This window comes from Flavobacterium sp. WC2421, assembly GCF_040822115.1.
In the GTDB taxonomy this organism is placed as follows: domain Bacteria; phylum Bacteroidota; class Bacteroidia; order Flavobacteriales; family Flavobacteriaceae; genus Flavobacterium.
Genome location: NZ_CP162004.1, coordinates 3760537 through 3775267, shown reverse-complemented (window position 1 = coordinate 3775267; position 14731 = coordinate 3760537). Strand labels below are relative to the sequence as shown.

The following is a 14731-nucleotide window of genomic DNA, read 5'->3' as shown; positions in this document are numbered from 1 at the left end:
TATAAAAATATAGTGTTATGTGTGGAATCGTATGTGCCTTTGATCTAAAACAAAAAGCAGAAGTTTTAAGACCGCAAGTATTAGAAATGTCTAAAATTATTCGTCACCGTGGACCAGACTGGAGTGGAATTTATAGCAATGAAAAAGCGATTATGTCTCATGAGCGTTTGGCGATTGTGGATCCAGCTTCAGGAAAACAACCATTGTTTAGTGAAGATGGTAAATTAGTTTTGGCTGCCAATGGAGAAATCTATAACCATAGAGCATTACGCAAACAATTTGAAGGGAAATATAACTTTCAAACAGAAAGTGACTGTGAAGTTATTCTAGCACTTTACAAAGAAAAAGGGCCTCATTTTATAGATGAAATGAACGGGATTTTTGGATTTGCAATTTATGATGTAGATAAAGATGAGTATTTTGTAGCTCGTGACCATATGGGGATTATTCCATTATATATTGGTTGGGACCAACACGGTACTTTTTATGTGGCTTCTGAATTGAAAGCTTTAGAAGGATATTGCACAAAAATACAATTGTTTCCTCCAGGACATTATATGACAAGTAAAGATGGTGAATTTGTACAATGGTATAAAAGAGACTGGACAGAATATGATGCTGTAAAAGACAATGAAACAAACATTCAAGATATCAAAGTAGCGCTTGAAGCTGCGGTTCACAGACAATTAATGAGTGATGTTCCTTACGGAGTGTTACTTTCTGGAGGATTAGATTCATCGATTACTTCGGCTGTAGCTAAAAAATATGCTCAAAAACGTATAGAATCAGGAGATACTGCTGATGCTTGGTACCCACAATTGCATTCTTTCTCTGTAGGACTAGAGGGTTCTCCAGATTTAGCAGCTGCTCAAATAGTGGCAGATCATATTGGAACCATTCATCATGAAATTAAGTTTACTATTCAAGAAGGTTTAGATGCTGTTAAAGATGTAATTTACAACTTAGAAACGTATGATGTAACTACGATTAGAGCATCGACACCAATGTGGTTAATGGCAAGAGTGATTAAATCAATGGGGATCAAAATGGTATTGTCAGGTGAAGGTGCTGATGAGTTGTTTGGAGGGTATTTATACTTCCATAAAGCACCAAACGCACAGGAATTTCATGAAGAAAACGTACGTAAATTAGGAAAACTACACATGTACGATTGTTTAAGAGCAAACAAAAGTTTAGCAGCTTGGGGAATTGAAGGGCGTGTGCCATTCTTAGACAAAGAGTTTATGGATGTGGCAATGCGAATCAACCCACAAGATAAAATGATTAACAAAGAACACCCAATGGAGAAATGGGTAGTACGTAAAGCATTTGAAGAGATGTTGCCACCAAGTGTAGCTTGGAGACAAAAAGAACAGTTTAGTGATGGTGTTGGATACGGTTGGATTGATAAGTTAAAAGAAGTAGTAGCTGTTGAAGTTTCTGATGAACAATTAGCAAATGCTAAATATAAGTTTCCATTACAAACTCCAACATCAAAAGAGGAATATTACTACCGTTCTATTTTTACAGAACATTTTCCAAGTGATGCAGCCGCTTTATGTGTACCACAAGAAGCAAGCGTAGCTTGTAGTACAAAAATTGCATTAGAGTGGGATGAAGCATTCAAAAACATGAACGATCCTTCTGGAAGAGCAGTGGCTAATGTTCATACTGATTCTTATGTAAAAGCATAATTTTAAAATTATTTATTGATTAAAAAATGCTCCCAAATTTTGGGAGCATTTTTTATTTAGCCATTTTAGAAAATAATTTAAGAGCATTTTTTTATATAAGTCTTCTTTTTTATATTAGCCAATCTAAAATACACACCATGAGACGTTTTGTTGTCATCCTTATATTGTTTTCCCTTAGTTCTTGTTTAAAAAACATGAAGACTTCGGTTGATTTGATTGTTACAGACGCAACTATTTATAAAGTTGACAAAGCTTTTGACACTGCTCAAGCTATGGCAATAAAGAATGGTAAAATTGTTGGAATAGGTTCGAATGCTCAAATACAAAATAATTTTCAATCAGATAAAAATGTAGATGCAAAAGGTAAATTTATTTATCCAGGTTTAATCGATGCGCATTGTCATTTTTATGGTTTTGGACTAAGTCTGCAAGAAGTTGATTTACGTGGGACAAAAAGTATGATAGAGGTGATACAGCGCATTCAAGCTTTTCAAAAAGAAAAAAAATCAAATTTCATTGTTGGAAATGGATGGGACCAAAACGATTGGAGTGTAAAAGAATTTCCTTCTAAAGCTATTTTAGATAAATATTTCCCTGATACGCCTGTGGTACTGAATAGAGTAGATGGTCATGCAATAATTGTAAATAGTAAAGTTTTGGCATTGGCTGGAATTACAAAACATACAAAAGCGGTGGGTGGTCAAATTGAAATTAAAGACGGTGAGCCTACAGGGATTTTAATTGATAATCCGATGGAGTTGGTTTTTAATATAATTCCAAAACCAAGTCGTAAAACTCAAATTGCTGCTTTACTAGATGCTGAAAAGGTAATGTTTGATTATGGATTAACTACAGTAAATGATGCGGGTTTAGATCCAGATATTATCAATTTAATGGATAGCTTGCAAAAGGCAAAAGCGATGAAATTAAATGTTTATGCTATGGTTACCGCTAATCAAAAAAACATTGATTTGTATTTGAAAAAAGGAATATACAAAACAGATAATTTAGATGTTCGTTCTTTTAAAATGTACGGTGATGGTGCTTTGGGATCTCGTGGTGCTTGTTTACACAAAGCATATTCGGATATGCCGAAGCAGTTTGGAGCATTGCTTTCGTCGATAACTCAGTTGAAATCAGTTGCGCAACAAATAGCTAATTCAGACTTTCAATTGAATTCGCATGCTATAGGTGATTCGGCAAATACAGTTTTGCTGAAGATATATAAAGAAGCATTAACAGGTAAGAAAGATCGAAGATGGAAAATTGAACATGCTCAAGTTTTGAGAGAACAAGATTTTGATTATTTCAAGACGGGAATTATTCCTTCGGTACAACCCACACATGCAACTTCAGATATGTATTGGGCAGGAGATCGTTTAGGAAAAGACCGATTAAAGAATGCATATGCTTATAAAAAATTATTGGACAAAGCGGGAGTTATTGCATTAGGTACTGATTTTCCGGTTGAAGAGGTAAACCCCATGTTGACTTTTCATGCAGCGGTAGCAAGAAAAGACAGTAAGGGATATCCAAAAGGAGGTTTTCAAATGGAAAATGCATTGACTAGAGAAGAGACTTTGAAAGGAATGACGATTTGGGCTGCTTACTCTAATTTTGAAGAAAAAGAAAAAGGAAGTCTAGAAGTTGGGAAATGGGCAGATTTTGTTATTTTTGATAGAGATATTATGAAGATTATTGATAGCGAAATTCTGGAGATGAAAGCATCTAGGACGTATATAAAAGGGGTTAAAGTAAAATAAAATGCAGTTTGTAAAAAGAGGTTGAGAGTAGATAACATAATGATCGATTTTACATGCTTTTGTATTACATATTTGATGTAAATCTACTTTTTTTGTAATTTTTTATAATTAAATACTAGTATTGTCTTTTGTATTTGTAACTGATGGTACATCTTTGTTTTATTAAGGTGAATTAAAATATTAATAAATAGATTTATGTGCGGAATATTAGCCATTATAGGGAAAGGTAAAGAGGAGAAACTTGTTATGGAACTTTCTAAAAGAATGTCACATCGTGGCCCTGACGAAAGCGATTTGCATGTTACTGAAAAAGGACATATTTTAAGTCATGAACGTTTGTCTATAATTGACCTACATTCAGGGAAACAGCCTATACAAGGAACTAAATCAGCGTATATGATCCATAACGGAGAGATATACAATCATCAAGAATTGAGAGATGGTATTTTGAAAAATCATACTTTTAGAACTAAATCCGACTCGGAAGTAATTGTTCATTTGTATGAAGAGTTTGGTTATGACTTTTGTAATATGCTTGATGGAGACTGGGCATTTGTAATTGTTGACGGAGATGACTATATCGCTGGTAGAGATCCTATGGGTGTAAAACCGTTATATTATGGATTAGATGAAAGGGGAAGAATTTATTTTTCATCTGAAATGAAATCTATCTCAGATCAATGTAAAACATTTGCAACATTTCCTCCGGGACATTATTATACAGGAAAAACAGGTTTTGTAAAGTACTATCAACCAGAATATGAAGATTATTTAAATGCAGATCAAAATTTAGATTTGATTGCAATAAGAGAATCTTTGACAGAAGCAACCCGCAAGCGTTTAATGAGTGATGTGCCTATTGGGGTATTGCTGTCAGGCGGTTTAGATTCCTCATTAACTTCAGCAATTGCTTCAAGATTATTGGCGGAAAGCGGAAAAAAACTGCATTCGTTTTCTATAGGTTTAGATGTTAATGCACCAGATACCGTTGCTGCAAGAAAAGTAGCTGCTTTTTTAGGGACTGAACATCATGAAATTTACTTCACTGTAGAGGAAGGTTTGGAAGTGTTAGAGAAATTAATATGGAATTTAGAAACCTATGATCTAACTTCGATCAGAGCGAGTACTCCAATGTATTTCTTGTCGAAGGCTATTACGGATTTAGGTGTAAAAGTGGTACTTTCAGGAGAAGGTGCTGATGAGATTTTTGGAGGGTATTTGTATTTTAGAAATGCTCCGTCAGCCGAAGATTTTCAAAAAGAAACAATCGAAAGAGTTCAGAAATTATTTACTGCCGATTTATTAAGAGCGGATAAATCGACAATGGCACATGGATTAGAAACTAGAGTTCCTTACCTGGATAAAGCATTTTTAGATGTTGCTATTCGAGTAAAAGCAGAAGAAAAAATGCCTAAAACATATGATGGTAAAGAAAAATATATTTTAAGAAAAGCATTTGATACACCAGATGATCCTTATCTTCCAGATGATGTTTTATGGAGGCAAAAAGAACAGTTTTCAGACGGGGTGGGTTACAATTGGATTGATGAATTGATAAGTTATTGTTCTTTACAAGTGACTGATGAGCAATTAGCTGGAGCTGCTACAGAGTTTCAATATAATGCTCCAACAACAAAAGAAGCGTATTTTTACAGGTCTATTTTTCATAAATATTTCCCACAACAAAGTGCTGCTCAAACAGTGAGAAAATGGATTCCAAAATGGCAGGAAAATGAAGATCCAAGCGGAAGAGCAAATGCGGCTCACGTAAAAGCAGATATAGAAATTGCAAAAACAAGAATTATTGTTTGATAAAACAACTTTTCATGAAAATAAAGACGTTCTCAGTTTTGAGAGCGTTTTTTTATGTTAAAAAATCAACATTATGTTAATAACTTAACCGCTTAAAACATGATTTTAACGGTTATATAGTTTGTGTTTTTATATATTTGCGTGTTAGACAAATAGTACATTTTTTTTAGAATAAAATATATGAGCGAAGAAATCAAGAAGGACAATTATTCAGCAGATAGTATTCAGGCGTTAGAAGGTATGGAGCACGTAAGAATGCGACCATCAATGTATATTGGGGATGTAGGTGTTCGAGGATTACATCATTTAGTTTATGAAGTAGTCGATAACTCTATCGATGAGGCTATGGGAGGTCATTGCGACACCATAAGAGTAGATATTAATGAAGATGGTTCAATTTCTGTTGAAGATAATGGACGTGGTATTCCAGTAGGAATTCATAAAAAAGAAGGGGTTTCGGCATTGGAGGTTGTAATGACTAAAATTGGTGCCGGAGGTAAATTTGATAAAGATTCTTATAAAGTTTCTGGAGGACTTCACGGTGTTGGGGTTTCTGTTGTAAATGCACTTTCAAATCACTTAAGAGCTACGGTTCATAGCAGTGATGGAAAGGTTTATGAGCAAGAATATGAAAAAGGAAAAGCGCTTTATCCAGTGAAACAAATTGGAGAAACGACAAAAAGAGGAACTATTGTAACTTTTTATCCGGATCCAAGTATTTTTACTCAAACAATTGAGTATTCGTATGATACACTTTCGGCACGTATGCGCGAATTGTCGTATTTGAATAAAGGAATTACAATTACATTTACCGATAAGAGAGAAAAAGATAAAGACGGAAATTTTGTTTGTGAAATTTTTCATTCCGATGAAGGTCTAAAAGAATACATTCGTTATTTAGATGGGAATCGTGAGCCAATTATTGCTCATGTAATCTCTATGGATCACGAAAAAGGAGAGATTCCTGTTGAGGTTGCGTTAATTTACAATACCAGTTATACAGAGAATATTTTTTCATATGTAAATAATATTAATACACACGAAGGAGGAACACACCTGCAAGGTTTTAGAACGGGTCTTACGAGATCATTAAAGAAATATGCAGATGCTTCTGGAATGTTAGATAAATTGAAGTTTGATATTTCAGGGGATGATTTCCGTGAAGGATTAACAGCAATTATATCAGTAAAAGTAGCAGAGCCACAATTTGAAGGGCAAACTAAAACGAAGCTTGGAAACAGGGAAGTAGTTTCGCCGGTAAGTCAAGCGGTGAGTGAAATGATTGAAAATTATTTGGAAGAAAATCCAAATGATGCTCGAATCATTGTTCAAAAAGTTATTCTTGCAGCACAAGCGCGTCATGCAGCTAAAAAAGCGCGTGAAATGGTACAACGCAAAACCGTAATGGGTGGTGGTGGATTGCCAGGAAAATTGTCTGATTGTTCAGAACAAGATCCAGCTAAATGTGAAGTATATCTTGTCGAGGGAGATTCGGCAGGAGGAACGGCTAAACAAGGACGTGATCGTGCTTTTCAAGCGATTTTGCCATTGCGTGGTAAGATTTTGAACGTAGAAAAAGCAATGCATCATAAAGTATTTGAAAACGAAGAGATTCGAAATATTTTTACGGCTCTTGGAGTCACAATTGGTACAGAAGAAGACAGTAAAGCTTTGAATATTTCAAAACTACGTTACCATAAAGTAATTATTATGTGTGATGCCGATGTCGATGGTAGTCATATCTCTACTTTAATCTTAACATTTTTCTTCCGTTTTATGAAAGAACTAATTGAAGAAGGACATGTTTATATTGCTGCTCCACCTTTGTATTTAGTTAAAAAAGGGAATAAGAAAGAATATGCTTGGAATGACTTACAACGTGATCAAGCCAATGAAAGAATGGGTGGAAGCGCAGGAATTCAGCGTTATAAAGGTCTTGGAGAGATGAATGCGGAACAATTGTGGGAAACGACAATGGATCCAAGTTTTAGAACATTGCGTCAAGTGAACATCGATAGTTTAGCTGAGGCAGATAGAGTTTTCTCTATGTTGATGGGTGATGAAGTACCACCAAGAAGAGAGTTTATAGAGAAAAATGCAGTGTATGCAAATATTGATGCATAACCATAAAAACAATTAGTATTGTTTTAGATTAAAATAAAATTAACAAACAACCGATAAACCATAAAATATGAAAGTTACTATTGTAGGGGCAGGGAATGTAGGTGCTACTTGTGCGGATGTGATTTCTTATAGAGGAATTGTAAGTGAAGTAGTGTTATTAGATATTAAAGAAGGATTTGCTGAAGGAAAAGCGTTGGATATTATGCAGTGTGCTACCAATACGGGTTTTAATACTAAGGTATCTGGTGTTACTAATGATTACTCTAAAACTGCTAATAGTGATGTAGTAGTTATTACTTCTGGAATTCCTAGAAAACCAGGAATGACTCGTGAAGAATTAATAGGAATTAATGCGGGAATTGTTAAGACAGTTGCCGAAAATGTACTTGAATTTTCTCCAGAAGCAGTTATTGTAGTTGTTTCTAATCCAATGGATACTATGACATATTTAGCATTAAAATCAACTGGATTGCCTAAAAATAGAATAATTGGTATGGGTGGAGCATTAGATAGTTCTCGTTTTAGAACTTATTTGTCTATGGCTTTAGGTAAACCAGCAAATGATATTTCAGCAATGGTTATAGGAGGACATGGAGATACGACGATGATTCCATTGACTCGTTTGGCTTCTTATAATGGTATACCTGTTTCTCAATTTCTTTCAGAAGAGGCTTTGCAAAAAGTAGCTGCAAGTACTATGGTTGGTGGAGCAACACTTACAGGTCTTTTGGGTACATCAGCGTGGTATGCTCCTGGAGCATCAGTTGCTTTTTTAGTAGATAGTATATTAAACGATCAAAAGAAAATGATTGCTTGCTCTGTATTTGTTGAAGGAGAGTACGGTCAAAATGATATTTGCATCGGAGTACCTTGTATTATTGGGAAAAACGGAGTAGAAGAAATTCTTGAAATTGAATTGAATGATGCCGAAAAAGCATTGTTTGCAAAAAGTGCAGATGCTGTTAGACAGATGAATGATGCCTTAAAAACAATTTTAGCTTAATATTTTAGTCATATAATAGAGAAGACTGCACTTATGCAGTCTTTTTTTTGAGATTAATCAATAAATAAATTGGTTAATCTTAACCTTAATTATATATTTGCTCGGTTTAAAATAAATATCATAATTATTGGGTTTCTATTTTAAGATCAAAAAAATGTTCAAGACTTGTCTTATAGGGGTTAAAGCAAAAATAAATAAATATAAAATAATTAATTTTTAGTAATAATGCAGAATAAAGGACTTATTAAATTTTTCGCAATTCTATTTGCATTGGTAAGTATTTACCAACTTTCTTTCACTTTTGTTGCAAGCAAAGTAAAAAGTGATGCAAAATCTTTTGCAAATGGAAACTCTGAAAAAGAAGTAAAATATTTAGATTCTATTGGTAAGGAAAGTGTATTTAACTTAGGTTTTACCAACTTTACTTTTAATGAAGTAAGTGACAAGCAAATCAATAAAGGTCTTGACTTAGAAGGAGGAATCAACGTGATTCTTCAAATTTCAGTTAAAGATATATTGAAAGGATTATCTAATAATTCTAAAAACCCAGTTTTCAATAAGTCATTAGCTGACGCTACTGCAGATGTTGAAGGAAATAAATCTTTTACAGATAAGTTTTTTGATGCTTTTGAAGCAAATTCTAAAGGAACTGTAAAATTAGCTTCGCCGGATATTTTTGCTAACAGAAGTTTGCAAGGTGAAGGTGGTGTAGATTATCAAATGACAGATGCACAAGTACAAAAAGTAATCAAAAGAAAAATTGATGAATCTGTAGAAAGTGCTTTTGGAGTATTGAGAAAACGTATTGATAAATTTGGAGTAACTCAACCTAATATTCAAAAATTAGGAGAGACTGGAAGAATTCTTGTTGAACTTCCTGGAGCTAAAGATGTAGATAGAATAAAAAAGTTATTACAAAGTACTGCTCAATTAGAGTTTTGGGAAACGTATAAGATTGATGAAATGGGAAGTTTTTTAATGGCTGCAAATGAGTCATTAAAAAATACTGAAGTTTCAAAGGTAGAGACAAAAGCAGTTGTTAAAGATTCTTTGAGTGCTTTATTAACGGATGGTAAAGATTCTGCTTCTACTAAAAAAGGAAATAATCCTTTATTGGATAAAATAATTGGTCAAGGTGGAGGTCCAGTTTTAGGTCTTTTCTCTCCAAAAGATACAGCTACAGTAAATGGATATTTAAAAAGAGCTGATATAAGAGTATTATTAGCTGCTGATCAACGTTACGCTAAATTTGTTTGGGGTAAATTGACAACGATCAAAGATGCTAAAGCAAAAGATGTTGAAGCTGTTGAATTATATGCTTTAAAAGGAAATAGAGATAATATTCCTGCAATGAGTGGTGGTGTTGTTACTGATGCTAAAGATTCATTTGATCAATCAGGAAAGCCTTCGGTTTCTATGCAAATGGACGGACAAGGTGCTAAAGCTTGGGAAGAATTAACAGGAAGAGCTTATACTCAAAAAAGTAATATAGCAATCGTTCTTGATAATATTGTATATTCTGCTCCAGGTGTTTCTAGCGGACCAATTTCTGGTGGTAGATCTGAAATTTCAGGATCATTTGATGTGACAGAAACTAAAGATTTAGCAAATGTTTTGAGAGCTGGTAAGCTTCCAGCTTCTGCTGATATTGTTCAGTCAGATGTAGTAGGACCCTCTTTAGGTCAAGAAGCTATTGACAACGGAACTAACTCAGCACTTGTAGGGTTACTTTTAGTTTCTCTATGGATGTTGGTTTATTATGGTAAAGCAGGTTGGTATGCAAATATTGCTTTGGCAGTTAACTTACTATTCTTATTTGGAATTTTAGCAAGTTTAGGTGCTGTATTGACTTTGCCAGGTATTGCTGGTATTGTATTGACAATGGGTACGGCAGTTGATGCGAATATTATCATATACGAGCGAGCTAAAGAAGAATTAAGAGAAGGAAAATCTTTGAGTGAAGCTGTTGTGGCTTCTTATAGTTGGACAGGAGCAATGCGTTCTATTGTTGATGCGAATGTTACTCACATTTTGATTGGAACAGTTCTTTTTATATTTGGTTCGGGTCCAATTAAAGGTTTCGCAACTACATTATTAATTGGTATTATTACTTCATTGTTTACCTCTATTTTTATAGCTAGGATTTTTATTGATAAAAATATTCTTGGTAAAAATGATTTGTCATTCGTAACAAATTTTTCTAAAAATTTCTTTACTAATTTCCATTTTGATTTCTTAAAAATAAAAAAATGGACGTATTTGTTCTCTGCAATTGTTGTAGTAGTGAGTTTTGTCTCTTTATTTACAAATGGTTTGGATCAAGGAGTAGATTTTGTTGGAGGAAGAACTTTTCAAGTGCGTTTTGAAAAACCAGTTGAAACGGAAGTTGTAAAAGCACAATTGGCAAAAGTTTTTGATGGTAGTGCCGAAGTGAAAGTTTTTGGTAATGACAACCAGTTAAAAATTACAACTAAATATAAAGTACAGGAGCACGGTACAAAAGCGGATGAAGAAGTTAATAAGTTATTATTCGATAATTTAAAAGAATATTATGCTGCTGGATTGACTTATGAGAAATTTGTAAATGCTTATGATGGAAAGAAATTTGGTATTGTACAAGCTTCTAAAGTAGGACCTACAGTTGCAGAAGATATTAAAACGAATGCGTATTGGGCTGTTATTGGAGCTATGTTAATTGTATTTTTATACTTACTAATAAGCTTTAGAAAATGGCAATATGGTTTAGGTGCTATTGCTGCTGTTGCGCATGATGTTATTTTTGTATTAGGAATTTATTCATTATGCTATAAGTTCATGCCTTTTGGAATGGAAATTGACCAACACTTTATAGCTGCAATATTAACAGTTATTGGATATTCTATGAATGATACTGTAATTGTATTTGATAGAGTTCGTGAATTCTTGGATGGTAAAACAAAAGGAACTTTTGGTGAAATTGTAAATAAATCGATTAACTCTACTATGTCAAGAACTATTAATACTTCATTGACTATGATTGGTGTATTATTAATCATGTTCATCTTTGGAGGTGAATCTATTAGAGGATTTATATTTGCTATGTTAGTTGGTATCGTTGTAGGTACTTATTCGTCTTTATTTATTGCAACACCAGTATTGGTTGACACCATATCTAGAGAAGATAAAAAATTAATTGAAAAACAACATCAAGAAAGTTAGTATAACTTTTTTAAATATTTTTAAAGACCCAATTGAAAAATTGGGTCTTTTTTTTTGTCTTAATAAATTGGATTTTATTCAATTTTAATGGTTAAATTTAATAAGGGTATTTATATTTAATCGTTTTTAAATGAATGCATTATGAGTAAAAAAATACATTTTGCGCTATTGGTGTTTTTTTTAATTCATGCTTCTTTTGCTCAAAAAAACAAGAATGATTTATTAGTGGGTTTTTCATACGGTTTTGGACATGAATTGAAAAACAAGAACTATACATTTGAAAATAAATTTTATAAAGCACATGTAGGATATATAGTCAAACAACTAAAGCAATTTAGGTGTGAATTAATTTTGGAGCCAGAAATAAATTTAGCCAATCATAAACTGATCAATCCTCTTTTTATTACCAGTGATGATCCTGATTATTTGGTGAAAAGAGAATATTATTCCAAAACTAATAGAATCAATCAGTACATTTTAAACTTTGGAGTTATTTTAAGAAAGCCAATTTCTAATGCCTTTAGTTTTTTTGTTTTGGGAAGTGTGGGACCTTTAATTTCTGATGTTGAAACTGAACGTTTGGCCAAAGGGTTTGCATTGTCAAATACGTTAGCAATAGGATTTGATTTAGAAATTAACAGTTTTACAATTGAAATCAAGCCTAGTTTTCGACATGTTTCTAATGCAGGCCTAAGTAGTCCTAATCTTGGATTTAATACTCAGAATTTTGAATTTGGTATTTTCTACAAGTTGTAAATTTTATATTTCTTTTCGTATTCTGTTTTTTTTAAGATTTTATTTACATTTTGAAGTGTGTTCTAGGTTTTGTTTGAGTTGGCCATCATTTTAAATGTGTTAATTATTTTATAAAAGTTTCAAATTTTATATATTTACTTCCTATTGATAGAATCGACTATTTGTTTATATCAAATTAAATACCTCAAATAATGAAAAATAGTATCCGGTTATTTGCTTCTCTTTTTATAATTATATTTTTATCTTCTAGTATCATTCATGTGCATGCTAGTGTCAGTTTTTCTGATCTAAAAGAGAGAATTTATTTAATTGCCCCACCGCCTACAGTAAATACCCCCATTAATTTATGTCAAAATAGTACAGCAAGCCCCTTAACAGCTACATCTTCTCCCGGTGGGACTTTAATTTGGTATGGGACAAATGCAATTGGCGGTGTAGGTTCTGCATCTGCACCAACTCCTTCTACAACAACAGTCGGCCAGACAAAGTATTACGTAAGTCAGAACGATGGCACAGGAGAGAGCACTAGGGCCGAAATTGTTGTAAATGTAGTCGCTGATAATGGAGCAGCTATTTTATCTTTCAGGTGTGACCCTACACAAGCTACAACTACCACTTCTGTTTTTTTTGATTGGGCAAATAACCCGCTTATTTCGAATACTTATAATTATTCGTATACTATTAATGGAGGTCCTACAGTTAGTGGAACCACAGGTGTTTCGCATCAAGAGGTTTTTGGTGTATCACCAGGAGAATCAGCAACATTGACCTTGTCATCTGCAACACATCCTTGTGTTCCTCCACAAACATTGACTTGTACTGTTCCTTGTGGAGCTTCTACGATAACTCCAAATTTTCCTACCATAGCTCCTATTTGTTTTGGATCGGTGGCGCCAATTTTAGGTCTTACATCGCCAAATAATATTACAGGTACTTGGTTACCGGCTGTCATTAGCAATACAACAAGTGGTAGTTATGTCTTTACACCAAATCCAGTTTTATTTCCTTGTGCTACTACGCAAACTTTAAACGTTACAGTTACACCTTTAATTACACCTACTTTTTCCGGTATTCCAGCAATTGTATGTCAAAATGCTATTGCTCCAGTTTTACCTTCTAACTCAAATAATGTGCCTTCTATTTCTGGAACATGGAGTCCTGCTACTGTAGATACTTCAATTTTGGGCCCGGTTACTTATACATTTACGCCTAACCCTGGGCAATGTACTTCAGTAACTCCTACAATGGTTACTATTACAATTGTTCAAAATGTTACCCCAGATTTTGCTTCAATTGCCCCTTTTTGCTCAGGAACAACAGCACCGATATTAACAAGTACCTCTCCTAACGGGATCGTTGGATCTTGGATGCCTGCTACAATTGACAATACTACTAGCGGATCGTATGTTTTTACACCCAATCCAAATCAATGTGCTAGTTCACAGACATTAAATGTTTCGATTATTCAAAAAGCTACACCCGATTTTCAACCTATCTCCCCTATATGTACAGGGACAGCAACTCCTGTTTTGAATAATACGGCACCAAACGGAATTACTGGTACTTGGTCTCCAGCGACAATTGATAACACCGCTAGTGGAAGTTATGTATTTACACCTAATTCAAATCAATGTGCAAATACGCAGACGCTTAATGTTGTAATTACACCACTTATAAACCCTGGATTTGCTTCGTTTTCAGTTTGTTCAGGAAGTATACCTCCAACTTTAAATCAAACGTCTCCAAATGGAATTACAGGGACTTGGTCTCCTGGAATAGTTGATAATATGACAAGTGCTTCATATGACTTTATTCCAGATCCAAATCAATGTGCTAGTGCTCAAACAATCGATGTTACTGTAATACTGTCTAATACTTTAGTTGATTTCACATGGACTGTAACGGAAGCTTTTGCAGAAAATCAAGTAATTACAATTTCAGCTACCGCAGCAGGGAACTATTCTTATATGCTGGATAGTGGACCGCTACAGGATAGTCCAATATTTGAATATGTTTCTTCGGGCTATCATTCTGTAACGGTTATAGACCAAGGAGGGTGTAGTAACCCAATTACAAAATCAAATATTCTAGTAATTAATTATTCAAAATATTTCACTCCAAATGGAGATAGTTATAATGATACTTGGAATATAGCGGAATTACAAGATGAATTGGGTTCTAAAATTTTTATTTTTGATAGATATGGTAAGTTACTAAAGGAAATTAGACCAAACGGAAATGGATGGGATGGTAATTTTAATGGGCAGCCAATGCCAAGCAATGATTACTGGTTTGTAGTTGAATATACAGAACAGAATATTTCAAAAAAGTTTAAATCTCACTTTTCATTAAAACGTTAAAAACAAAAAAACTCCCGCCAT

The 14731-nt window shown here is 33.8% G+C and carries 8 protein-coding genes; all 8 read left to right on the top strand.

Annotation, left to right across the window (positions count from 1 at the left end):
* The first annotated feature begins 17 nt into the window (after positions 1-17).
* The 8 genes from asnB (AB3G33_RS16055) (at position 18) to AB3G33_RS16020 (ending at position 14710) form a co-directional block, all read left to right on the top strand.
* A complete protein-coding gene (gene asnB / locus AB3G33_RS16055; RefSeq protein WP_367771529.1) occupies positions 18-1694 on the top strand; it encodes an asparagine synthase B in 1677 nt (558 codons plus the stop codon).
* Between the two features lie 137 nt (positions 1695-1831).
* Positions 1832-3457 carry an amidohydrolase gene (locus AB3G33_RS16050; RefSeq protein WP_367771526.1) on the top strand — a complete coding sequence of 542 codons (1626 nt, stop codon included), beginning with the start codon at positions 1832-1834 and terminating at the stop codon, positions 3455-3457.
* A 195-nt stretch (positions 3458-3652) separates the two neighbouring features.
* Complete coding sequence (gene asnB, locus AB3G33_RS16045; RefSeq protein WP_367771523.1) at positions 3653-5269, top strand: asparagine synthase B; 1617 nt, start codon at positions 3653-3655, stop codon at positions 5267-5269.
* A 180-nt stretch (positions 5270-5449) separates the two neighbouring features.
* Positions 5450-7393, top strand: coding sequence for a DNA topoisomerase (ATP-hydrolyzing) subunit B (gene gyrB / locus AB3G33_RS16040; protein WP_367771520.1), 1944 nt, complete (start codon positions 5450-5452; stop codon positions 7391-7393).
* Positions 7394-7460: 67 nt separating this feature from the next.
* Entirely contained in the window at positions 7461-8396 is a 936-nt protein-coding gene (mdh, locus tag AB3G33_RS16035) for a malate dehydrogenase (RefSeq protein ID WP_367771517.1), read from the top strand.
* A gap of 225 nt (positions 8397-8621) precedes the next feature.
* Entirely contained in the window at positions 8622-11594 is a 2973-nt protein-coding gene (gene secDF / locus AB3G33_RS16030; protein WP_367754647.1) for a protein translocase subunit SecDF, read from the top strand.
* Positions 11595-11735: 141 nt separating this feature from the next.
* Positions 11736-12350 carry an acyloxyacyl hydrolase gene (locus AB3G33_RS16025; protein WP_367771514.1) on the top strand — a complete coding sequence of 205 codons (615 nt, stop codon included), beginning with the start codon at positions 11736-11738 and terminating at the stop codon, positions 12348-12350.
* A gap of 191 nt (positions 12351-12541) precedes the next feature.
* Positions 12542-14710: a T9SS type B sorting domain-containing protein gene (locus tag AB3G33_RS16020; protein WP_367771511.1), complete on the top strand. Its 2169-nt coding sequence runs from the start codon at positions 12542-12544 to the stop codon at positions 14708-14710.
* Positions 14711-14731: the final 21 nt, after the last annotated feature.